Origin of the sequence: Mariprofundus erugo, assembly GCF_005818865.1 — a bacterium.
In the GTDB taxonomy this organism is placed as follows: domain Bacteria; phylum Pseudomonadota; class Zetaproteobacteria; order Mariprofundales; family Mariprofundaceae; genus Mariprofundus; species Mariprofundus erugo.
The window spans coordinates 357,689-381,069 of sequence record NZ_VBRY01000001.1; the positions used below are offsets into that span (position 1 = coordinate 357,689).

Here is a 23,381-nt window from a genome sequence, read left to right on the forward strand (position 1 = left end):
CCTTGTTCGGGAGGGTTTTCGTTTGTAAGGCATGTGTGATGCCTGCAATGGCTTTGGAATGGCGGACTGTTGTGGTCCGATACTGTATTACGGGATTTATATACGATGAAGATTGGCGGGTTGCTGAAAACATTCTGGGCTGATATGAACAGCCCGGAAGGCAAGGAGACCTTTCGCTTTGCCCTGCGACTGTTTCTGATTCTTTTCGCCTACTATCTGATGAAGCCTGTGCGAGAGGGGCTCATTCTCGATGGCGGCAGTGCCGAGATCCGCAGTTATGCACTGGCAGCGCAGGCAACGGTGCTGCTGATGCTGGTGCCGTTTTACAGTATCCTGATACGCCGTCTGCATGGTGACAGGCTGTTTCACTGGGTCACGATGTTTCTCGCCGGTAACATTATGCTCTTCTATTTCGCCGGTTCTGTTGGTATGCACATTGGCGTCCTCTTCTTTATCTGGCTCGGTATCTTTTCAGTGGTGCAGATCTCCCAGTTCTGGACGATGGTCAGTGACTATCACAGTGTTGAAAAAGGCAAACAGCTTACCTCCTATATCGCTATCGGTGGCTCACTGGGTGCGATGATCGGTGCCATGGTGGCAAAGTTCATGTATATTCAGCTTGGTACCTATGGCCTGATGCTGGTTGCGATTGCCATGCTTGTCATTGCAGTGCTTGTGCCCAGCACCGACTTTACCCGCAAGCGCGAAAGTCATGAGAGCAAGGAGGAGTCGATTCAGCATCTGCTGGGGGGACTCAAACGGGTCATGGATGTGCCTTATCTGCGCTGGATTGCCGTCTCGGTGGTTTTGCTTAATCTGATTAACTCGACGGGTGAGTTTATTCTTGCCGATTTTGTCACGGCAGAAAAACATGGCGAAGAGATTGGTGCCTTTTATGCGACCTTCTATCTCTATGTGAATATTGCTACGCTGCTGTTGCAGGCGTTTGTGGTGCGGCCCCTTTATCAGGTCGTGGGTGTTGGCGGAGCATTGATAGGCCTGGCTGTCATCAATCTGTCGATGTATTTGTCAGTTCTGTTCTTGCCGTTCCTTGCCTGGTTTACGATTGTGAAAATTGCCGATAACAGTATCGACTATTCGGTTGCCAATACGACCAAACAGATTCTGTTTTTGCCTCTTGATCGTTTTACCCGCTATGAGGGGATGCTGGCGATTAACACCTTCTTCACCCGTTTTGGTGATCTGATTCAGGGTGGCATGATTTATCTGACGATCAATTTCGCAGGACTGCCACCGGTCTATCTTGTGGGTACCAACGTTGTCCTGTGTCTGTTATGGTTGCTTGTGACGATCAAGGTCAGTCGCAAATTCAAGTATCGAAGCCAGCAGGCTGAGGAGCATGGCTACGCCAGGCTTGATTAGCTGTGGCGATGTATGGAAAGTGTGGAGTGGCATGGCCGGCGTGTTTTACGGGAAACAGATCGGGAAATAGCCACTGATGCTACGCAGTATGTGATTGCAAATGCAGATTTCGAACGGCCAGTGAGGGCCGTGGCTGGTGCCCGCATCGTTCAGGGCGCCTTTACCGAAACAGCCATGGATCGGCGTCTTTCGGTATTAATTTAACATGATAAGGGTGGGGAATATGAAAAGTGCAATCAAGGCAGTCGTGCTTGCAGGCGGATCTGGTACCAGATTGTGGCCATTGTCACGCCAGCAGCTGCCCAAGCAGTTTCTCAGGTTGAATGGCGAGGAGAGTATGCTGGGGGCAACCATCTCCAGGCTTTCTCCACTGGTTGATCGCAAGGATGCATGGGTGATTACCGGCGAGGCACATGCCACCGGTGAGGCATTTTCGGAGCTTGAGGGGCTTAACCAGATTCTGGAACCTTGCGGTCGCAATACGGCCCCGGCTGTTGCTGTCTCTGCTGCTGTACTCAGCGACTTCAGCGAAGAAGATCCTGTGATTATTGTGTTGCCCGCCGATCACCTGATTACCAAAAAAGAGGCATTTCAGGCTTGTCTGCAGCAGGCGGTAGAAGTGGCCCAGGCAGGGCATCTGGTGACCTTCGGCCTTGTGCCTAAAACACCGGAAATCGGCTTTGGTTATGTCCAGGCTGAACAGAGTGAGGGCACCATTCACAAGGTGATGCGCTTTGTTGAAAAGCCCAACCTTGCTGCAGCCAAGCAGATGCTGGAAGAGGGCGGCTATTACTGGAACTCCGGTATGTTTGTCTGGAAGGGCTCGGTCATTCTGGAAGAGATCAAAGAGCATCTGCCTGATGTGTGGCAGGTGGTTGAGCGTATGCGGGCGCGCTGGCAGGCCGGTGAGCGCTGGCAGGAGGTCGTGCGCGCCGAGTTCGCGAATATGCCTGATATCTCGATTGACTATGGTGTGATGGAAAAATCATCCCGCGTGATGCTGGTTGAGGCTGATATCGGCTGGTCGGATGTCGGTAGCTGGGATGCTGTTCATGAAATCGCCCGTCATGACGAGAATGGTAATGACATCAGCGGTAATGTGCTGGCGATTGACTGTAAAAACTCTCTGTTACGCAGTGAGGGGCGTCTGCTGGCGGCGGTCGGTCTTGAAGATATTATTGTCGTCGAGACGCCGGATGCGATCCTGCTGGCCAAGTCCGGCGACAGTCAGCGCGTGAAAGAGATTGTGGATGCACTGAAGAAATCCAACGGCACCTTCCATATTGAGCATGTCACCGTAAGGCGTCCATGGGGTAGTTATACCGTGCTGGAGGATTCCGGTCACGGCTATAAACTCAAGCGTATCGATGTGAATCCGGGCGCCAGACTCAGTCTGCAGGCGCATCAGCATCGCTCTGAGCATTGGGTGGTTGTTTCGGGTACTGCCACGATTACCTGTGGTGATCTGGTCAGAACCGTTCCTAAAAATGGCGGTACCTATATTCCGATCGGTGAAACCCACCGTCTTGAAAACCGCGGCAAGGTGCCTCTGCAGCTGATTGAGGTACAGGTGGGTGACTATCTCGGTGAAGATGATATCCAGCGTTTTGAGGATACATACGGCCGCGTTAAGTAACTCTTGTCGCTGTCTGACAAATCGCGGCGCTGCACCGGTCCTTGCAATGACCGGGCACGCCGCGAGTATGTAGCGCTATGAGGTTTTTGCGCATTCATCTTTTTCTGGTTGCTGCTCTGTCGCTGCTTTTTGTTCACACGGCCTCGGCAGCAGGAGCTGTGGTGCAGGATATCCGTTTATGGACTGCGCCCGACAATACCCGTCTTGTGCTCGATCTCAGTCAGAATATTCATTATAAATTATTCCGCCTGCATAACCCCGAGCGTATTGTGATCGATCTGAATGCGACCCGCATGAAAGTCGGGCTCGACAAGCTTGGCTTGCCTGATCCTGTATTGCAGTCGGTTCGCTATAGCACTGCCGAGGGCGGTGTGTTGCGCCTTGTTCTGGACGTGAAAGAGAAAGTTCAGCCCCGTTCGTTTTTGCTCAAGCCCATGCAGGGGAAACCCTATCGACTGGTACTGGATTTAACCCGCCCGGAACAGGCCAGGCAGGCGGCTGTCTCGGCTACCCATTCCAAGAAAGGTATTGTGATTGCCATTGATGCCGGTCACGGCGGCGAAGATCCCGGTGCCATTGGTCCGCACCGGGCGATGGAGAAGAATGTGACATTGGCTGTGGCTCGCAAGCTGGCCGCAGCGATCAACCAGAAGCCCGGTATGAGTGCGGTGCTGACCCGCAATGGTGACTATTTCGTCCCGCTGGGGCGCCGTGTTTCGCTGGCTCGTGAGGCCCATGCCGATATGATGATCAGCATTCATGCCGACTCGGTACGTACCGGCGATGTGAAAGGGGCCAGTGTTTATATGCTCTCCGAGCGAGGGGCGACACAGGATCGGGCTGCCCGGGCACTGGCAGCCAAGGAAAATGCTGCCGACGAGGTGGGTGGCGTGACGCCGCTGGATCAGGTGGCTGATCCGCTGGTGAGCCAGATTCTCGGCGATATGTTTCGTCGTGACAGCCTGAACAGCTCCCAAATGCTGGCCGAAGAGATGCTTGGTAACCTGAAGCAGGCCGGGCCGATCAAATATCCGACGCCCAAACGGGCCCGATTTGTTGTGTTGCTGGCGATGGAGATTCCCAGTGTGCTGGTTGAACTGGATTATATCTCCAATCCCACGCAGGAGCGAAAGCTGACCAACGGTGCCTATCAGGAGCGACTGGCTTCGGCACTTTTCGATGCCACGGTTCGCTTTTTTGAAAAAATGGGACGCCTGAAAAACAGTGCTTCCAGCGCCTACAGTGCAGGGGGCAGCGAGGCGACTGATGCGCTTGTCTATGCCGGTCTTTAGGCTCCTGCGCCCGCTATGACAACACTGATTGGCAGTGCATTTGACTGCCGGATTTCCCATATGCTGAGCTGGATGATGCACTGATGACATCGATGACACTTTATCGTCGGCTACTGACTTTTCTTATGCCATATAAAGGGCGCCTGTTTGGTGCTATTGCCTGCATGGTTGTGCTGGCTGCCTGTACGGCAGCGATTGCATGGATGCTCAAACCGGTGCTGGATGAGGCGCTGACGGGTAAGAGCAAGGAGTTGATATATCTGATCCCGCTGCTGATCATCGGGTTGTACATGATCAAGGGGGCGGCCTATTTTGGTCAGGCCTATCTGATGGGCTTTATCGGTCAGCGAGTGATTTATGATCTGCGCAACCTTTTGTACCACCGCCTGACTGCACAATCGCTCTCCTTTTTTGCCCACCGCAAAACCGGTGAGCTGTTGGCCCGCCTCTCCTATGATGTATCGCTGGTGCAGTCGGCTGTCAGTACGGCGGTCACGGCACTGATGCGCGATGCGATATCGATTGTGTTTCTGCTGGCTGTTGTCTTTATTCAGGACTGGTTGCTGGCGTTGATTGCGATGCTGGTATTCCCGGCGGTGATCTATCCGATTGCCCGTTTCGGTCGCAAGATGCGTCATGCCACGCTCGATGGTCAGGCGGCCATGGGTGAGTTGACCAGTCTTCTTGAGGAGACGGTGAGCGGTATCCGTGTGGTCAAGGCCTTTGGTATGGAGGATTACGAGCGCTCCCGTTTCCGCCGCTTTACCGGTGACTTTATGGCTCATCAGTTGCGGGTGTTCCGTGTGAATGCCCTTTCGTTTCCGATTATGGAGTTGCTGGCCGGTTTCGGTATTGCCGGTGTACTGCTTTATGGAGGCATGCGTGTGGCCTCAGGTGAGACGACGGCCGGCACACTGGTTTCATTTCTTGCTGCGGTGATCATGCTCTATGAGCCGGTGAAACGGTTGTCACGGGCCAACAATGATATTCAGCAGGGACTTGCGGCCGGAGAGCGGATCTTCGAAGTGCTTGATGAACCGGTTGCTGTATCCGATGCGCCGGATGCACTAACTGCCGGGCCATTTTCACGATCGATCAGCTTTGAAGAGGTGGGGCTGCATTATGCGGGCAGTGGCCGGCCTGTGCTTGATGGTATCAATTTTACCGTTGCTGCCGGTGAAGTGGTTGCACTGGTGGGGCGCAGCGGTGCCGGAAAAACATCACTGGTGAATCTGGTCCCCCGTTTTATGGATGCGAGCCGTGGCAGGGTTCTGATTGATGGTATCGATGTGCGCAGGCTCAGTCAGCAGTCGCTGCGGGCGCAAATGGCTCTGGTGACACAGGATATTGTGCTGTTTAACGATACGGTGATTAACAATATCGCCTACGGCCACGAAAGTATTGATCGGGAGCGGGTTGAAGCGATTGCCCGGGCCGCCAATGCACATGAGTTTATTGTCAAATTGCCGCAAGGCTATGATACGATGGTGGGTGAGCGCGGTGTGATCCTCTCGGGCGGACAGCGGCAACGGTTGTCACTTGCCAGGGCGCTGTTGAAGGATGCCCCGATTCTGATTCTGGATGAGGCGACCAGTGCACTGGACACAGAGTCCGAGCGGCTGGTACAGCAGGCAATCGAGCGGCTGATGCATGGACGCACGGTGATGGTCATCGCCCATCGCCTCTCCACCATTCGCCATGCTGACCGTATTGTGGTGCTGGATGACGGCAAGGTGGTACAGGTGGGGCGCCATGAGCAGTTGCTTGCCGAAGGGGGGCTCTATGCCGAGCTCTACCATTTACAGTTCGAGTCACATGCAGAGGGAAGCAGGGAAGAGGTTAGCGGCGGGGCTGTAGCGTGAAAGAGCGTTTGATTGTCTGGCTTGTTCCCAGGGTGGTCAGGTTGCTCATCCTGTTTTTTATGTATACGACGCGCTGGCAGATCGTTGGCAAGCCGTTTTCACCGGCCGATCCGCAACGCTATCTGCTGGCGTTCTGGCATGCGCGCATGTTGATGATACCGCGGATCTGTCCGCTTGGTACATGGTTTGGCTATATGCTGATCTCCAGTCACCGGGATGGTGGCTTTATTGCCGATACGATGCATCTGTTGGGTATCTCCACAATTCGCGGCTCAACGACCCGTGGCGGGGCACGGGCCATGCTGCAAATGGTGCGGGCGGTGCGGGATGAAAATCGTCACCTGGGGATTACACCGGATGGCCCGAAGGGGCCGGCTCAGGTGGTGCAGCGAGGGACGGTGCAGATGGCATTGAAAGCAGGGATTCCTGTATTGCCGGTCTGCTATGCAACCAAACGCCACTGGCGTATTAACAGCTCGTGGGATCGCTTTTACATTCCCAAACCATTCAGTCGCGGCGTGATGGTGATGGGGGAGCCGGTCTGGTTAACGGCAGAAGAGGGTGTGGACGAGTCGCTCAGGCGTGTGCAGCAGGCCATGGATGAGGCACAGCAAAGGGCCGACAGCTTTTTCTCCTGAAAGAACAGCGATCAGCTGCCGCTGATCTCCATCCAGGCGCCTTCCAGCAGGCCTGCATCGACCACATACATGCAGTCATAATGCCAGCGTCTGAAGATGGCATCAATAATCGCCAGCCCGGCAATGATCAGGTCGGCACGACCGGGTTCGATCGTCCGGATGGTCTGACGTTCAGCATGATTCATCCGCATGAGCCGATCGCGCAGAGCTTCGAATGCAGAGCGGCTCATGCGATGGTTATTAATCACCCCGGCATCATAAGGGCAAAGATCAAGCTCGGTTGCAGCCAGCGTGGTGACTGTGCCGGCAGTGCCGACCAGGTATGCAGGTGCTTTGCCATCGCGCCAGAATGATTCGACTTCGGCAAGGTGCGTATCGATGGTGGTCAGCATGGCCTGGTAATCAGCGGCCGATGGCGGGTCACTGTGCAGGTGAGCCTCTACCAGCCGGACCACGCCGAGTTTTCTGCTGATGGCATCGTGACAAAGCTGGTGGCTGGCGCGAATAAATTCAGTGCTGCCCCCGCCGATATCAAACAGCAGCATATCGTTGCGGGTCGAAGGGGTGAGGACGGCCCCCGCACCGGACAGTGACAGGCGCGCCTCCCTTTCACCATCGATGATCCGGATATCGATCCCTGTTTCCTGTTTGACCCTGTCTCTGAAGTCGGCGCCATTTGCAGCCTCTCGCATGGCGGCAGTCGCAGTGGCAAAGGTGCGGGTGGTACTGACGCCGTGCTGCTGCAGGAGGGTCGAAAATTCAGCAAAGGCCTTGAGTGCCCGCAGCATGGCAGTCTCGGCCAGCATGCCGGTATGGTGCAGCCCCTCTCCCAGACGAATGATCCGATGGGTATAGCAGACGGTGTTCCACGGTGTATGACCAGATTGTGTGGATCGTTCGGCAATGAGCAGGCGAAAGGTGTTGGAGCCGATATCGATAGCGGCAAAACGGTCAGCCATGCATATGCTCCTGTGCCAGCTCGACGTAGTGGCTGGCTGAATAGCGCAGGAAACGTTTCTCTTCATCGCTTAACGGGCGCCTTTCTGTGGCAGGACTACCGGCGTAGAGGTAGCCGCTACGCAAGACCTTGCGCTCGGTGACCAGTGAGCCGGCAGCAAGCAGACAGCCCTCCTCCAGTACGGCCCGATCCATAATGATGGAGCCCATACCGACCAGGCACAGGTCCTGAATTTCGCAACCGTGCAGAATAACCCGGTGGCCTATGGTGACGTCATTGCCGATGATGCAAGGGGTATCCGCACTGTTATGCAGCATGCAATGATCCTGAATATTGCTGCGTTCCCCGATGCGGATATCACACACATCGCCACGCAGTACCGATTGATACCAGATACCGGATTGTGCCCCGATGGTGACCCGGCCAATGATATCGGCGGATTCGGCAATGAATGCACTCTCTGCAATCGCAGGCTGCCAGTGAAGAAACGGTTTGATCATGGCTTGGCCTCCTCTTCGGTAATGGTGGTGACGATATGGACCGGAAAATCAGCCTGGCGGATCTTTTTGTTCAGATGATTGATCAGGGTCACATGCAGCGGAGGGGGAGGGGTTTTGCTATGCCATTGCAATGTTCCTTCCATGAACATATGGGTGGTCATCTCATATTTGATGCTGCTTTTACCGCCTGTGGTCGTCAGGGCAATGATATTGCCATCGGGCATCCTGGTCGAAAACTCCATATGACCCAGAGCCCAGCGGGGATAGTTTTCTCCCTTGACCAGCACCATCTGATAATCGATGAGCCCCTCGTCCTTTCGCCAGCGCGCTTCAGGGTGAAGGATATGGACACCGCGAACCGTGCGGGCCGCCAGCACATCATCGAACATGGCCAGGCGTTGACGCATCAGTTGCCTGTCCTTGATATCCTGGCGGATTTGTTCTTTCATGTTGGAGACCTGCTCTTCCCTGAGGGCAAGCTCGGCCTCGCTGTTGGCCAGCTGTGTTTGCAGCTGTTGCTGCGCCTGCATCAATGTATTGATCTGCAGGTGTGAGCTGTCCGGCTTGTTGATCGGAAACAGTCGGGCGCCTGTGTGCAATAACAGGGTAACGACCACAGCCAACCCTGCCAGCAAAGTGGCAGGGCGGATGTGAAAGTGTAGGCCTGACTGGCTACCCTGACGTGAAAGCGAGACGATAAAGCGGGAGAAGCATGCCTGCAGTGCAGATTTCATGCAGCCGGACCTGTGCTTATGGCCAGCACGCGTGCAGAGGCAGACCCATGGCTTCATCAAGTCCGAACATCAGGTTGGCATTCTGAACTGCCTGGCCTGCTGCCCCCTTGAGCAGATTGTCGATGCAGCTGACAATCACTGCCTCATTGTCGCTAAGCAGCGAGATGCCGATATCACAGCGGTTGCTGCCGCTGACTCCGGCTGTGGAGGGGAGCTCTCCGACCGGAAGCAGACGAACGAATGGTTCATGCTGATAGGCTGCAGCAAGCAGTGCATGCCAGTTGCCGGTATCCTGCCCGGAGAGGTGCAGTGTGGTCAGCATACCACGGTTCATGGGCAGAATGTGCGGCACAAAACGGACGCGGACCTGTTTGCCTGAAAAACCTTCGGCCCACTCCTCCATTTCCCATGCATGTCTGTGCCTTGGCAGGCCGTAAGCCTTGACCGACTCATTGATTTCACAATAGAGCAGGTCTGTTTTGGCACTGCGTCCGGCTCCGGAGGTGCCCGATTTTGAATCGACAATGATGGCGGCATCAGCAAGGACGCCAGCCTTCAGTAGCGGAATCAGAGGCAGGAGTGTGGAGGTAGGGTAGCAGCCGGGATTGGCAACGAGGCTTGCGCCGGCCACCCGTTCACGGGCATGTTCACACAGGCCGTAGACGGCCTGTTCAAACAGTTCGGGGTGAGGGTGCTCGATGCCATAGGCCTGCTGGTAGACGGCAGCCGTTTGATGACGGAAATCAGCGGAAAGATCGACGACCTTTCTGCCTTGCCGGATACATGCGGCGACACTGGCCGCCGCAGCCGCATGCGGCAGAGCGGTAAACACCAGTTCCACATCATCAGGGAGTGGTGCATCTGCCGCAGCCAGCATGATGTCGGCAATGTGACCACCGCAGCCGGGCAGCACGGAGCCGGCACGTTTGCCTGCCTGAGAGTGGGCGGCAAGGTGGGCAATGCGAAAGCGGGGGTGACCGTCAATCAGTCTTATCAGTTCGGCGCCGGTGTATCCGGTCGCACCAAGGATGGCTACAGGTATCTTCATAGCGCATGCATGCTACGGAATGGGCCGGCGGCTTCCAAGGGTTTCGGTAGAGAGTGCGAATTTTTCTGTTGTCGCCGGTATGGTGAATATCCGTATGCATCCATCAGTAGTCTGCGCTTTGCATGGCAAAAACGATCTCTCCGGCCAGCTCATATGCCGCCTTGTCGAACAGACGGTGGAAATCGCCCTTGAGGGAGTTGATATCGTGTTCATAGGCAAAAAAAGGTTTGCCAAACTCATAGGCGTAGACAATCCGGTCGACATCCATCAGTACCTTGCCTGTATCATACTGGGTGATGCTGGCATGATAGAGCATGAACGGGCGTACAAGGTGGAGGTTCCGTTTGAACGGCGTGTTTTTCAGTCCCCAGTCGAGAATGTCGATTCGCAGTACCGAATCGCGTCCCTGGTGTACGACCCTGTCATTGCCTTCATGGATGGAGATAAATTTCTGGGTGCGCAGTTGCTGCAGCAGGGTGGAGGGGAAATCCTGAGTCGGGGCGATACTGCTCAGGCGGTGGCGAATTTTATCTTCCTGCTCGATGTTGCGTTCAGGTTCAAAACGGTGGGCATCAGGGGGCGAGCCGGTGGCCATGGCACTGGCCATCTCGGCCATGACTCCGGCAGCATCAGAAACCGCACCGACATAATCCTGCGGTTTTCCCTTATCAAACCTTTTGTCTCCCCGGCCGGTCAGGACAACAAACTGGCCGGTCGATTGAATTTGCACATTCAGTCGCTTGATCTGCACGGCATCACTGCCGCTGAGGTGGTTATCTGCCGTGTCGGTGTGGCAACCGGCAAACAGCGCTGACAGCAGTAACAGGCATAATAACTGTTTCATATCACCTCCTGACCTGATGCACCGGTACAGTATAGGAGATCGTGGTGCAGATTTCTATGCGGTGATATTGAGATCGGCGGCCTGCAGCGACTGACCGCGCAAATCCTTTGATTGATCCGATAACAAATAAAGGTAGGCCGGTACCACGCTGCTCACTGCCGGCACCTCTTTCGGATGCGTGCCGCCAAAGGCTCGTTTGAACAGCTCTGTACGCACGCGACCGGGATTGAGTGTGTTGAAGCGGTAGGGGGCATCCGGGTGTTCCATCTGCCACATGGCAGCAGCATAGCCGAGAGCCCGTTTGGCCAGGCCGTAGCCGTGCCAGTTGGCCTGATCCTCATTGATCATGTCGCAGCTGGTAAAGATGACAGAGGCTGCATTGGCACGCCTGAGCAGGGGCAGCATGATCTGGGTCAGCATGTTCGGGGCGGTCAGGTGAATATCCAGCATCTGGCGGAAGGTGTCGGGCTTGACGTACTGCATCGGAGTGCAGCGATCAATGGAGCCGGCACAGTGTACAATGCCATCGAGGTGCGGGATCTGATCCTTGAGCGCGAGAAACAGCTTGCCATAATCATTAAAGCGCATCAGGTCGAACGGGATGCAGAGGCAGCGGCCGCCCAGCTCTTCAATCCGGTCACGGGTTTGCTGCAGGCCATCTTCCTTGCGTGCCAGGGCAATGACATTGGCTCCGGCTTCACCAAGCGCCACGGCAACACGCTGGCCGATGCCGTCCGATGCCCCCGTGACCATGATGATGCGATCCTTGAACTCTGATGACATGCTGTCTCCCCTCCCGTGTTGCAAATAAGCAGTAACTGTATTTTCGCAGCGCAGCGTACGCAGGGGAGCTGGCGTAGTACAGCTTAAATGGTCGTTTGCGACTGATTCCATACTCCCGGAGCGCTGATATGGTCATCCTTTGATGCTTGCGACCTTTCAGCCGCGTCAACAGCTGCTATGCTTTGCCGATCTTCATTCAGGGGTTCATATGGCCGATTATCAGTATATCTATTCAATGCAGGGTGTAGGCAAGGTGGTTGCCGGTAAAAAAGAGATTCTGAAAGACATCTATCTCTCTTTCTTCCCGGGGGCCAAAATTGGTGTGCTGGGCCTCAATGGCTCGGGTAAATCGACACTGCTGCGCATTATGGCGGGGCTGGACAGTGATATTCTCGGTGAGGTGATGCTGGCACCGGGCATTCGTGTCGGTTATCTGCCACAGGAGCCGGATCTGGATCCGGCCAAGGATGTGCGCGGCAATGTTGAGGAAGCTGTGCAGCCGATCAAGGATGCATTGGCCGAACTGGATGCGGTCTATGCTGCTTATGCGGACCCTGATGCCGATTTCGATGCGATTGCTGCCAAACAGGCACGGCTTGAGGCGTTTATCGAAGCCAGTGACGGGCATAACCTGGATCGCAAGCTGGGTGTCGCTGCCGATGCATTGCGTCTGCCGCCGTGGGATGCGGATGTGACCAAACTTTCCGGTGGCGAGCGCCGCCGTGTGGCGCTCTGCCGTCTGCTGCTCTCGGGTCCTGATATGCTGCTGCTCGATGAGCCGACCAACCATCTCGATGCCGAGTCGGTTGCCTGGCTTGAGCGCTTCCTGCACGACTATCCGGGCACCGTGGTTGCCGTGACCCATGACCGTTACTTCCTGGATAATGTGGCCGGCTGGATTCTGGAGCTGGATCGTGGTCGCGGTATTCCGTTTGAAGGCAACTACTCATCATGGCTTGAGCAGAAGGAGAAGCGTCTGGCTGTAGAGGAGAAGCAGGAGTCCTCCCGTCAGAAGGCGATGAAACAGGAGCTTGAGTGGGTACGGGCCGGCACCAAGGGGCGGCATGCCAAGTCCAAGGCCCGACTGAAGGCATTTGATGAGCTGGCCAGCCGTGAAGTGCAGGAGCGTAACGCCACCAAACAGATCTTTATTCCATCCGGCGAGCGTTTGGGCAATACGGTGATCAGGGCGGAGAATGTCAGCAAGGGCTTTGGTGATCGTCTGCTGGTGGAGGATCTGAACTTTGATCTGCCGCGCGGCGGTATCGTCGGCATCATCGGTGCCAATGGTGCCGGTAAGACGACGCTGTTCCGTATGCTGACCGGTCAGGAAACGCCTGACTCCGGTACGCTGACCATCGGTGAGACGGTGAAGCTCTCCTATGTCGATCAGTCGCGTGATGCTCTGGACGATAACAAGACCGTATGGGAGGAGATCTCCGGCGGTTCCGATTCGATGTACCTGGGTAAAACAGAGGTGCCGAGCCGGGCCTATTGCGGGCGGTTCAACTTCAAGGGCGGTGATCAGCAGAAAAAGATCAGCATGCTTTCCGGCGGTGAACGCAATCGTGTCCATCTGGCCAAGATGCTGAAGGAGGGCGGCAATGTACTGCTGCTCGACGAGCCGACCAATGACCTTGATGTGGAAACCCTGCGTGCGCTCGAAGAGGCACTGCTCGATTTTGCCGGCTGTGCCGTAGTGATCTCGCATGACCGCTGGTTCCTCGATCGTGTGGCTACCCACATGCTTGCCTTTGAAGGCGAAGGCCATGTCGAATGGTTTGAGGGTAACTTCGAAGAGTATGAGGCGGACAAGAAGCGTCGCCTTGGTGACGATGCCGTTCAGCCGCATCGTCTGAAATACAAAAAACTGGTGAAGTAAAACCGGTACCGGGAAAGAGGGCGGCCATAAGGCCGCCCTGTTTGCTGGATCGATGCACTGTTCTGTGTCGCAATCTGGCTCTCTCTCCTGCTGAAGAGAGCCCGGCGCTGGATGCTGCCTCTGATCAGAAGGATGGACAGGAAGCCATTGCGGAGTAGGCCGGGGGGGCTTGTTTGTTCATGCAATGAGTCTGTTGGCCCTACGCTTCTACGTCGGGAAGCCCGTTTGTCCCATATTCAGGGAGTTTTCCCTTTGATCCCGAAACGGGGCAACACCTGTTCGAAAGATTCTCCCCGATAATCACAGGCGGAATGCAGAAATTGTTCCACCCAGCTCTGCATATATGCGGCTGTTTTCGTAGTTGCGAACCGCTTCGCCAACAGGAACGGGCGATACGTTTCTGCAATCGCATGAATCTTATCCATAATGCCTGGATATTGGATCACCCGTGTTAGATATATCAATACCTAACACGGGTGATCCAATAGCTGATTAGTAAACCCCTTGTCATTTCAACCTTTTGACAATGCTCGAATGCCCCGCTACCTTGAGAAGGTCTACCTGGGGAGGGAGTCATGATGATTTTGCCGACAAAAAGATACTTATACCTATTAATAAGTTATGCGGTACAACCATGAAGATTGAGAATGGGAATAATTATTTGGAGTTAGAAGTGTCACTCGAGGAAGATGAAACACTTCCAAGCTACGGTGATGCTTATGTCATTATTTCAGTCAATTCAAATGGCTTTAGTGGAAAAAACGATTTATGGGTTAGTGCTGAAGGGTTGCAAGAGTTTTGTGCTTCGTTAGTAAAGTTGGAAAAGGAAAGAATAGGTGAAGCCACTCTAAGTTCTATTTCACCAGGAGAGTTAGATCTTAAAATCTACTCTGTAGACTCTTTGGGCCATCTTGCGGTTGCAGGCACTACTGGCTACGAAGTGACTAACATGCATCATAGTCTTACATTTGGTTTTGAGTTTGAGGGGTCTCAGTTAGTAAAAGCGGTAGCTTTACCATGGGTGAAGCGAAATGCCGCATAACAAGGCGCTCAAAATGGACGCAAATTTCGCTGCGCTTCATTTGCGCCCTTTAGCTTGGCGTTATGTCTTGACAGGTTTCGTCGATTAGCCTGCCATTTCATACATTCACCTCAATTATTCACTCTTATAGGAGATACTCGTGTATAGATTAATACTCATTCTGTTGGTTGGAATTTTAAGTTCATGTGCATCAGGCCCAAACCCAAATCCTGGAGAGCGAATTACTGATGTTGGGTGGACATCAGGAAACTATGTAAAGGATTGGCCTCTTGTTCGAGAGAAAGCTGAATTGGGGCAACCGTGGGCTCAACTGCGATTAGGGATATTCTATGTGTACGGCTGGGGAGTAGAGCAAAACTTCTCAGAAGCAGCCAAATGGTACGCGAAGGCATCAATCCAAATAGCTGAAGGTGACTGGGCAAATGGCAAAATCGTTGGTGCAACCGGCAAACCGGGGTATTTCAACCAAAATAGCGATGCTTATATGGCCAGATACAATCTATCCGAGTTTTATCTTAATGGGCGTGGTGTTCAGAAAGATAATGTATTGGCATATGCCCTGATAAAGAGTGTCGTTGAAGCCCAAAAAGGAAAATCAATTTTCTTTTGTTGTGAATTTAATGGTGGCCGATATATCTCGAATACCGACATAACCAAACGCTTTGATGAAATAAAGAATGCGATGTCCACAGCGGAGTTAAGCAAAGCCGATGCAATTTCTGAAGGTGAGCTTGTGCATTTGCTACAAGTGGCGTCTCAATGAATTACATAACAAAAGGCTTCAAGGGACATCGTCGCTATCGCGCCGCTGCCCCTGAGCCTCGGCGTTAGGCGTAAGGTTTGAAAAATTATATTTATATGAAATCCGGGAGAATTAACTCCTTGTCTCTAAATCGTTCCGTGCACAACTAGGTGGTTTTATGAAAGTTTATTATGTAGTTCTATATGTAAAAGATGCAGAAGAAAGCCTAAAATTCTGGAAAGAAAAAGCTGGAATGATATCAAAAGGCATGAAGGAAGCAGGTGGTTTTAAAATCCACAAAATTGGTTTTCCCGATCAGGATTTTGCATTCGAGCTAGTGCCTCTCGAATTGATGAAAGATAATCCGAATAATCTAAATTTGGGGACGCCGTCGATTTGTTTTTCTACCGCAGACCTAACTGGATTAAGAGAATCTTTGGTGCAAAGAGGTGTGCAGGCAACTGACATTGCTAATCATTTTGGTTCTAATAGTTTTGCTTTCAGTGACAATAATGGGAATTGGTTTGCAGCAGTACAACAATAGCAAGATAGGTAGCATCACGTGTGGCTCAAAGATTTAGGGTAACAGTGAGAGATGTAACGCCTAACACTACGCTCAAAATGGACGCCAATTCCGCTGCGCTCCATTGGCGCCTTTTAGCTTAGCGTTATACGTCGCGGGAATTATCTCTATGAGCAATAGCTGCCCGGTTTGCAATACGCCTTTACTGGCGCAACCCTTAAATGCTGGCGGAAGAGATGCAACGCAATTTTCTTGCCCAAGATGCGGAAGATTTGTCCTTACAGGCACACTGATCGCAACACTACCGCATACACTTGCATCAACCCCGGATGCTGCTGCAAAGTTGAGTCACGCGCTTCACCGAGCGCAGGAAGTGAATTCCGAAGTGTGTTTTTCCACTTCGACAATCGAAGAAATCTTGCTGCGCCCGCTCCCGCGTCCGCAGGAGCAGGCTGACCTGCTTGTCCGGTGGTTGGCCCTAAATATTCCCGGCCCTGGCGAACTTGTAGACCTTTCTCCGAGAACACACGCAGGCATAGTTGGAGCCAAATCCGATAGTGCCGGGGTCAGGTATGATATTTGGGTGTTTTGAGCGGAATGGTTGGCTCTGGCGCGCAAGCCAAGGGTCATATTCCCGGCGGGGAATGGGAACTGTGACTGGCATGATGGTGAAGGCCGGGGAGCTCAGATTCTTGGCCCCAGTCTTTTCAGGCCGGTCATCACCGTTGCCAGCTTATCTGTCACCTGTTGCAGCTTTTTCTCCAGCTGGGGCTCATGGTTTTTGCACGCCATTTCCAGCTGCAGCAGCGATTGATACAGCTCATGCATGCCCAGGTTGCCGGCGACACCTTTGGCGTCCGGGTCAGGCTTGACAATTGGGTGTTTGAAAAATTGCGTCCGGGTCAGGCTTGACAATTGGGTGTTTGAAAAATTAGGAGGCCAGGGTTAGGTCTTGTCTGGCGCATTTGCGGTGTTAGGTGATTCCTGCTGACCCGGATGCCAGTGTTATGAAAATGCTCTCACTGTAATCTGGCTCCATATTGGATCCAGATGTGGACCGGTTTTATATGTATGCGTATCATTGCGCTTGCAGGAGGAAACCGAATGTCATCGCTTCATCGCATATCTGCACGTGTATCTGAAGAAAATCGCGCCCTGGTTCACCAAGCTGCTGATCTTGCCGGTTTGTCGGTTGCTGATTTCCTGATTGCTGCTGCCCTTGAGGAAGCCCATCGTATTATTGAGAGAGAACAAACGGTGACGATTTCCCGGTCTTACGCCCGTTCCTTCTTTGCCGCTTTGGATAATCCGCCTCAGCCGAACGCTGCATTGATTGCTGCCGTGAGAGAGTACAGGAACAATTGAACTCGATCATTGAGCCCCTTTCGAGATGCCATAATCGAAAGGGCTTTCAATGTGGTGTGGGTGAACTTGATTACTTTCTGGGAAAAGTGGCAATGCAGCATGCCGACAAAGGCATATCACGGACTTTTGTGATGGTGCCGGAAGAGAACAGAACCATCATCATCGGGTTTTACACCCTGACGGTGTGTGAGGTTAAGTTTGACCAGTTTGCAAGCGATGACTCGAAACCGCTGCCGAAAATCCATCCCATTCCTGCCGCAAAACTAGTAAGGCTCGCTGTTGCCAGGGATTTTCGAGGTCAGCATTTTGGTACGAAATTATTGATTCATGCCATGGAGAGTTTTCTGCAAGCGCAGAGCGTGGTGGGTATGTCCGCGCTATTCGTAAATGCCAAAGATGACCAGGCCGCATGTTTTTACCGTAAGTATGGATTTTCGCCATGTTCGGACGATCCGCTGTGCCTGTATTTGCCAACAGATACCATCAGACGGGCTTTCCAGTAAAAAAGCCTGTGCCGGGGTCAGGTATGACATTTGGGTGTTTTGAGCGGAATGGTTGGCTTTGGCGCGCAAGCCAAGGGTCATATTCCCGGCGGGGAATGGGAACTGTGACTGGCATGATGGTGAAGGCCGGGGCGCTCAGATTCTTGGCCCCAGTCTTTTCAGGCCGGTCATCACCGTTGCCAGCTTATCTGTCACCTGTTGCAGCTTTTTCTCCAGCTGGGGCTCATGGTTTTTGCACGCCATTTCCAGCTGCAGCAGCGATTGATACAGCTCATGCATGCCCAGGTTGCCGGCGACACCTTTGAGCGAGTGGGCCACTTTTGCCGGGGCATCGGGGTCAATGCCATCCACTGCAGCACGGAAATCAGTCTCGAAACCGCCATATGTGTCACGGAATTTGATCAACAGCCTGCGATACAGTGCTTCCTTGTTCATGGCGATGTTAAGGCCGGCGGCAATGTCGATACCGGGCAGGTTTGCCAGCTCGTTGTCGCTTGCCGGTTGGGTTGCCTCCACGTTTGCCGGTGTCGCCACATCAATCCACCTGGCCATGGTGTGCAGCATCTCATCAACATCGATGGGCTTGGCAATATGGGCATTCATACCCGCAGCCAGTGCCTTCTCACGGTCTCCGGTCATGGTATTGGCCGTCATGGCCAGTACCGGTAGCGTGGCAAAGCGCTCCTGCTCACGAATTTTCCGGGTGGCTGTATAACCATCCATCACAGGCATCTGGCAATCCATGAGTACACAATCAAAGGTGCCGTGCTCAAGTCGTTTCAGCGCCTGCTCACCATTGTTGGCAAGGGTGACGCTGATACCGTGGCGGACAAGGATGTCCTCTGCCAGCTCCTGATTGATCTCGTTATCCTCGACCAGCAGTACCCGTGCCCCGTGCAGTCTGGCGCTGTTCTGCGCATGGGAGGAGTGGCTGATATTGCGGTTCAGCGACAGCTGTTTGGATGGCTCACCCTGCTGCTTTTGGAAACGGGCGGTAAAGTGGAATGTGCTACCGATATGCTCCCGGCTCTCAACCCATATTTCACCTCCCATCATGCTGGTCAGTTGTTGGCAGATGACCAGGCCAAGACCGGTGCCGCCATACACCCTTGTGATGGAGCTGTCGGCCTGGGAGAAGGAACGGAAGAGATTTTGCTGTTGCTCATCGCTCATACCGATGCCTGTATCACTGACAGAGAAGTGCAGCATGACGTGATCCTGGCTCTGTTCGACCACATCCACGCTGATGGTGATGGCACCGCTGTGGGTGAATTTCACAGCATTGTTGCCGATATTGGCGAGAATCTGTCCGAGTCGCAGCTGATCCCCGATCAGGGCGGTAGGAAGATCATCCGGCTGCATTACGATCAGCTTCAAGCCTTTCTCTTCAGCTTTGTATTCGATGAGATTTTTGACGCTGTCGAATACATCCTCCAGTCTGAAATCGGTATTTTCGAGGTTCAGTTTGCCCGCTTCGATTTTGGAAAAATCGAGAATATCATTGATGATACCGAGCAGGCCGATGGCCGATCGGTTGACCTTTTCAACGTAGTTGCGTTGTTTGACATCGAGGTTGCTCTGCAATGCCAGTTGCGACATGCCGATAATGGCATTCATCGGGGTGCGAATCTCATGCGACATATTGGCCAGAAAGGTTGATTTGGCGATATCTGCGGCCTTGACCTCTTTGTTGGCCTGAATCAGGGCTGCCTCGGTCTGTTTTCTCTCTTCAACCTCTCTGGAGAGAGAGAGGTTTAACTCCTCGGTTGCCCGCTGTTTGTCATGCAGGCTGGTCACGAGATTCTCGTTGACATAGCGGAGGGTAAGTGAGGTCATCAGGCTGTCATGCATGCGACGTGCAGAAGCCAGCAGAAAGGCAAGGAACACCAGTATCATAAACGTCAGCCCGTAGTTCATATTGCCACCGAGTTCTGATGTACGCAGCGCCAGTGCCAGCAGTGATGGCAGTGCCATGGCCCAAAAAGCAGGCGGGAATGTGGATAGTGTTGTGACGGAGCCGGCCATATAGCCGACAATGACGAGGGTTAACGTGGTTTGATAGCTGGCCTGATCCGGCAATAAAAAAAAGTATGCGGCCACGCCCCAGCCTGCTCCGATCAGGCCGGCAAGCAGGGCGTAGAGATGCGCCCATTTGTATAGCGTATGCTGTTGAGGTTGCTGTTTTGTGTACAGCAGGCTGAGCACAAACCGGCCGGCGGCAAAGGTGAGCATACAGGCAAGCCATGTATAGACGGTCTTTGCAGCAATGATATCGAGCATAAAATAGGCAACAGCAACCGAACCGATCACCGCAGCAGCAGTAGATTGCACGGTGGATGCATAGAGCAACTGGATTGAATCTGAAAACGCTCTGGAGTCATTGGCCGGGTCTTCTTTAACGTCTACGGTCATGCGCCTGCCTTTTGTTGCCGATGTATACTGATCATCAATGTAGCAAGATTGGCTCCAAAAAGAACCACGTTTTTTCCCTGTTGTCGCCATGCATTCCTGCATGGGCGGGCAAATTTGGCGCATGCTTTTTCAAGGCGATGCTGATTTATTGCCCTCCGGGAAAAAATCAGTTCGCAAAGACAAAAGCGTGGTTTTGTCTTTGCTTACAAATCAGACGCTTTCGCGTCTGATTTGACTCGCCGCATCCTGCAGCTCACCTGGCGGCGGCAGAGCCGTCCAATCCGGCTATCCTGCCGGATTGTGGCGTCCGTCCATGGCTCGCTCGGAAGCGCCGAATGAATCAGCGCTTCCCAAGGCGATGGTTGCGATGAGTAGCAGGCTTAAGGCACGGGCCTTGCTATGTGATTTATTGTGACCGGCTTTAATTTTCAGCATGACCGGTGGATACATCCGTGATGGAGGTGCCGGTGGAGCGAATCAGGCAATTTCTGCAATCATCCAGTCAGAGCGATATCATTGCGCGCAAATTCTTTCTGGTGATTTCACTGTTTGTACTGATTGTCGCCTCCCTGCTGGTGCTGGACCGGTTTCAGGCCTATGTGCTTGATTCGGTCAGGGCCTATGTGGCTGGCGAGGGGTTCTGGTCGAAAGGGCAGAAGGATGCTGTTTACCACCTTGTGCGTTATGCAGGTTCTGCGGATGAAAACGACTACCGGAAGTTTCTGGCGGGTATGGCCATTAACCAGGGCGACCGGCAGGCAAGGCTGGCTCTGCAGGCCGGTGAAGCGGATATCGCTGCCGCCCGTAAGGGCTTTCTGGGTGGTCAGAACCATCCGGATGATGTCGATCACCTCATCTCCTTTTTTCTCCATTTTAGCGAAGTAGGCGATATGAAGCAGGCGATTGTCATCTGGACCGAGGCCGATGGCAAAATCGATCAGCTGATGGGGCTCGGCGAGCAGCTGCATCAGATATTGCAGGTGACGCCGCGCGATGCCGGGCGCATTGAAGTGCTGCTCGGGGACATTGATCATGTGCATGATGAAGTGGATGCACTTGAGCGGAGGTTTTCGGCGACGCTTGGTCATGCTGCCCGCAAGATGGAGACGCTGACAGAGAGGTTGTTATTGATTGCGGCTCTGCTGTTGCTGATGACTGGTATCAGCCTGTCATGGCAGGTTGTGCACGGCCTCAGACGTGCCCAGCAGGCACTTGAGGCAAGCGAATCGCGTTTTCGCCATGTCGTTGAATCCAATATCATCGGTATCATGTTCTGGCATATGGATGGCACGATTTTCGATGCCAACGACGCATTTCTCGATATTGTCGGTTATTCCCGCACGGACCTTGAGCAGGGCCGGGTGAACTGGCATGGCCTGACTCCGGAGGAGGGCCGGGGGGAGGACGAGGCTGCGCTACAGGAACTATACGAACGGGGCAGCTGTACCCCCTATGAAAAGCAGTATCTGCATCGCGATGGTCATCGTCTTACCGCCTACCTGAGTGCTGCCCTGTTTACGGATTCGAAGGATGCCGGCGTCTGCTTTGTGCTCGATATTAGCGAGCGTAAACGCGCCGAACAGGCTCAGAAACTGGCGGCCACGGTATTCAATGCGGCCCGAGAGGGGATTGTTGTCACTGACAGCAGCGCAGTCATCAAGGCCGTGAATCCGGCCTTTACGATGGTGACCGGTTATACGCCGGAAGAGGTGATCGGTAAAAATCCGCATGTGCTCAGCTCCGGGCACCACGATGCGGCATTCTATGAGACGATGTGGAAGCGACTCAGGAGCCATGGTAACTGGAAGGGGGAGGTATGGAATCGCCGCAAGGACGGTGAAATCTATCAGGAGTGGCTATCCATCTCGGTGATCCGCGATGAGGCGGGAAAGGTAAGTGAATATGTCGGTGTGTTCAGCGATATTACCGAGCAGCGCAAGATGGAGGAGCAGGTTCGGCAGTCGCAGAAAATGGAGGCGATCGGGACACTGGTGGGTGGTATTGCGCATGATTTTAATAATACCCTGGCAGCGATGCAGGGTAATCTTTATCTGGCGCAGCGCTATAACGGTGACAATGTGCCGGTGACGACAAAGCTGGATGTGATTCAGGAGTTACTGAGTCATTCTGCAGAGATGGTGACGCAGCTGCTCACTTTTGCCCGCAAAGGGATGGTGCAGATGGCAGAGCTGTCTCTCTCCGATCTGTTTATGAAGCTGGAGTGCCTGATCGGCTCGATTATTCCGGAAAACATTGAATTTGATATGCAGCTTTGTGAGAGGCGTCTATTTGTTCGCGGAGACGCGACCCAGTTGCAGCAGGTGATGCTCAACCTGTTGAATAATGCCCGCGATGCGATTGACGGGTGTGAGTTGCCGCAAATTCATTGTCGGCTTGACTACTGGCAGGCCGACCGGTCATTTATGCAGGCGCATCCGCAACTGGAAACGAATGAGCTGGGCCACATTACAGTCACCGACAATGGTTGTGGGATTGCCGAGCAGCAGTTGGCACACATCTTTGAGCCGTTTTATACGACCAAGGAGGTGGGTAAAGGTACCGGGCTTGGTATGGCCATGGTCTACGGTTCCATGCAGACGCATCATGGTGTTATTGAGGTGGAGAGCAGTGTGGGCCAGGGCACAACCGTGCATCTGTATCTGCCGCTGATTCAGGTTGTGGAACCGGTCAGGCGAACGAATATGCCGCTCCCCGATTCAGTACCCGGCAGCCAGCAATCTGCAACGATATTGCTGGTCGACGATAATGAGCATATCCGTAATTTCTGCTCCGAGGTGCTGTTGCAGCTGGGCTTTGAGGTGTTGCTTGCTGATGATGGTGAGGATGCCCTTGCCTGTTTTCAGCACCATCAGGCGGACGTTGATCTGGTCATCAGTGATATGGTGATGCCCCGCATGGGGGGATTCCAGACGGTGGAAAAGATGCGACTTCAAAGGCCCGATCTGCCGGTGATCTTCATGACCGGCTACGATCCGGAGCAGGTAGTGATTCCGGATGAACTGGCAGGGAACAGTGCAATGGTTTCCAAACCGTTTGATATGGACACATTTGCCCGGGTCGTTGATGCCATGCTTGCCGCCCGAGCGGAGAGCTCCGGGCAGTAACGATCCGTCCCTGTTTTTGTCAGTGCCATACGTCAGATTTTGCTTGTCCGGTTTAACTCGCTGCATCCTGCCGGATGGCGGGGGGGCGTTCCTCCGCACCCTTCCAATG

At 53.7% G+C, this 23,381-nt stretch carries 22 protein-coding genes; 12 read left to right on the forward strand and 10 right to left on the reverse strand.

The genetic code is table 11. From position 1 onward, the window contains the following. Positions 1 to 105 precede the first annotated feature (105 nt). From FEF65_RS01635 to FEF65_RS01655, 5 genes are all read left to right on the forward strand, one after another. Positions 106 to 1,383, forward strand: coding sequence for an NTP/NDP exchange transporter (locus FEF65_RS01635; RefSeq protein ID WP_138238024.1), 1,278 nt, complete (start codon positions 106 to 108; stop codon positions 1,381 to 1,383). 223 nt (positions 1,384 to 1,606) lie between these two features. Then, complete coding sequence (locus tag FEF65_RS01640) at positions 1,607 to 3,019, forward strand: mannose-1-phosphate guanylyltransferase/mannose-6-phosphate isomerase (RefSeq protein WP_138238025.1); 1,413 nt, start codon at positions 1,607 to 1,609, stop codon at positions 3,017 to 3,019. Positions 3,020 to 3,096: 77 nt separating this feature from the next. Then, entirely contained in the window at positions 3,097 to 4,311 is a 1,215-nt protein-coding gene (locus FEF65_RS01645) for an N-acetylmuramoyl-L-alanine amidase (RefSeq protein ID WP_170304403.1), read from the forward strand. A gap of 92 nt (positions 4,312 to 4,403) precedes the next feature. After that, complete coding sequence (msbA, locus tag FEF65_RS01650; RefSeq protein ID WP_138238104.1) at positions 4,404 to 6,173, forward strand: lipid A export permease/ATP-binding protein MsbA; 1,770 nt, start codon at positions 4,404 to 4,406, stop codon at positions 6,171 to 6,173. Further along, positions 6,170 to 6,811, forward strand: coding sequence for a lysophospholipid acyltransferase family protein (locus FEF65_RS01655; RefSeq protein WP_138238026.1), 642 nt, complete (start codon positions 6,170 to 6,172; stop codon positions 6,809 to 6,811). The genes msbA and FEF65_RS01655 overlap by 4 nt, the downstream gene beginning before the upstream one ends. Positions 6,812 to 6,822: 11 nt before the next feature. On the opposite strand, the gene FEF65_RS01660 is transcribed toward FEF65_RS01655, so the two are convergent. The 6 genes from FEF65_RS01660 to FEF65_RS01685 form a co-directional block, all read right to left on the reverse strand. Then, positions 6,823 to 7,770, reverse strand: coding sequence for a Ppx/GppA phosphatase family protein (locus FEF65_RS01660; RefSeq protein ID WP_138238027.1), 948 nt, complete (start codon positions 7,768 to 7,770; stop codon positions 6,823 to 6,825). Then, positions 7,763 to 8,269 carry a gamma carbonic anhydrase family protein gene (locus FEF65_RS01665; RefSeq protein WP_138238028.1) on the reverse strand — a complete coding sequence of 169 codons (507 nt, stop codon included), beginning with the start codon at positions 8,267 to 8,269 and terminating at the stop codon, positions 7,763 to 7,765. Before FEF65_RS01665 ends, FEF65_RS01660 begins: the two co-directional genes overlap by 8 nt. Next, positions 8,266 to 9,003, reverse strand: a complete 738-nt coding sequence (locus FEF65_RS01670) for a hypothetical protein (RefSeq protein ID WP_238701108.1) — start codon at positions 9,001 to 9,003, stop codon at positions 8,266 to 8,268. The genes FEF65_RS01665 and FEF65_RS01670 overlap by 4 nt, the downstream gene beginning before the upstream one ends. Positions 9,004 to 9,019: 16 nt before the next feature. Continuing rightward, on the reverse strand, positions 9,020 to 10,051 hold the full coding sequence (argC, locus tag FEF65_RS01675; RefSeq protein ID WP_138238029.1) for an N-acetyl-gamma-glutamyl-phosphate reductase: 1,032 nt from the start codon (positions 10,049 to 10,051) through the stop codon (positions 9,020 to 9,022). A 103-nt stretch (positions 10,052 to 10,154) separates the two neighbouring features. Continuing rightward, on the reverse strand, positions 10,155 to 10,895 hold the full coding sequence (locus tag FEF65_RS01680) for a hypothetical protein (RefSeq protein ID WP_138238030.1): 741 nt from the start codon (positions 10,893 to 10,895) through the stop codon (positions 10,155 to 10,157). Positions 10,896 to 10,949: 54 nt separating this feature from the next. Further along, a complete protein-coding gene (locus FEF65_RS01685; protein WP_138238031.1) occupies positions 10,950 to 11,678 on the reverse strand; it encodes an SDR family NAD(P)-dependent oxidoreductase in 729 nt (242 codons plus the stop codon). A gap of 208 nt (positions 11,679 to 11,886) precedes the next feature. On the opposite strand from FEF65_RS01685, the gene ettA reads away from it, so the two are divergent. Beyond that, complete coding sequence (gene ettA, locus FEF65_RS01690) at positions 11,887 to 13,560, forward strand: energy-dependent translational throttle protein EttA (RefSeq protein WP_138238032.1); 1,674 nt, start codon at positions 11,887 to 11,889, stop codon at positions 13,558 to 13,560. 236 nt (positions 13,561 to 13,796) lie between these two features. Here the strand turns inward: ettA and FEF65_RS01695 are convergent, their stop codons facing one another. Then, positions 13,797 to 13,985 (reverse strand): hypothetical protein, encoded by a 189-nt coding sequence (locus FEF65_RS01695; RefSeq protein WP_138238033.1) that lies wholly within the window; start codon positions 13,983 to 13,985, stop codon positions 13,797 to 13,799. A 209-nt stretch (positions 13,986 to 14,194) separates the two neighbouring features. Between FEF65_RS01695 and FEF65_RS01700 the strand changes: the two genes are divergently transcribed. From FEF65_RS01700 to FEF65_RS01710, 3 genes are all read left to right on the forward strand, one after another. Next, the gene (locus tag FEF65_RS01700; protein ID WP_138238034.1) at positions 14,195 to 14,602 is read left to right on the forward strand and encodes a WapI family immunity protein; all 408 of its coding nucleotides are present in this window, start codon (positions 14,195 to 14,197) and stop codon (positions 14,600 to 14,602) included. A 139-nt stretch (positions 14,603 to 14,741) separates the two neighbouring features. Beyond that, positions 14,742 to 15,365, forward strand: coding sequence for a tetratricopeptide repeat protein (locus tag FEF65_RS01705; protein ID WP_202978206.1), 624 nt, complete (start codon positions 14,742 to 14,744; stop codon positions 15,363 to 15,365). Positions 15,366 to 15,522: 157 nt separating this feature from the next. After that, positions 15,523 to 15,888, forward strand: a complete 366-nt coding sequence (locus FEF65_RS01710; RefSeq protein ID WP_138238036.1) for a VOC family protein — start codon at positions 15,523 to 15,525, stop codon at positions 15,886 to 15,888. A 663-nt stretch (positions 15,889 to 16,551) separates the two neighbouring features. Here the strand turns inward: FEF65_RS01710 and FEF65_RS13330 are convergent. Beyond that, the gene (locus FEF65_RS13330; protein WP_161595152.1) at positions 16,552 to 16,695 is read right to left on the reverse strand and encodes a hypothetical protein; all 144 of its coding nucleotides are present in this window, start codon (positions 16,693 to 16,695) and stop codon (positions 16,552 to 16,554) included. 276 nt (positions 16,696 to 16,971) lie between these two features. On the opposite strand from FEF65_RS13330, the gene FEF65_RS01715 reads away from it, so the two are divergent. Then, positions 16,972 to 17,232, forward strand: a complete 261-nt coding sequence (locus FEF65_RS01715; protein ID WP_138238037.1) for a type II toxin-antitoxin system TacA family antitoxin — start codon at positions 16,972 to 16,974, stop codon at positions 17,230 to 17,232. A 56-nt stretch (positions 17,233 to 17,288) separates the two neighbouring features. Beyond that, entirely contained in the window at positions 17,289 to 17,735 is a 447-nt protein-coding gene (locus FEF65_RS01720) for a GNAT family N-acetyltransferase (RefSeq protein ID WP_238701109.1), read from the forward strand. Positions 17,736 to 17,870: 135 nt separating this feature from the next. Here FEF65_RS01720 and FEF65_RS01725 read toward each other — a convergent pair whose 3' ends face one another. Then, a complete protein-coding gene (locus tag FEF65_RS01725; RefSeq protein ID WP_161595153.1) occupies positions 17,871 to 20,147 on the reverse strand; it encodes a response regulator in 2,277 nt (758 codons plus the stop codon). Positions 20,148 to 20,432: 285 nt separating this feature from the next. Beyond that, on the reverse strand, positions 20,433 to 20,582 hold the full coding sequence (locus FEF65_RS13335; protein ID WP_161595154.1) for a hypothetical protein: 150 nt from the start codon (positions 20,580 to 20,582) through the stop codon (positions 20,433 to 20,435). A 5-nt stretch (positions 20,583 to 20,587) separates the two neighbouring features. On the opposite strand from FEF65_RS13335, the gene FEF65_RS01730 reads away from it, so the two are divergent. Beyond that, on the forward strand, positions 20,588 to 23,272 hold the full coding sequence (locus FEF65_RS01730) for a PAS domain-containing hybrid sensor histidine kinase/response regulator (protein ID WP_138238039.1): 2,685 nt from the start codon (positions 20,588 to 20,590) through the stop codon (positions 23,270 to 23,272). Positions 23,273 to 23,381: the final 109 nt, after the last annotated feature.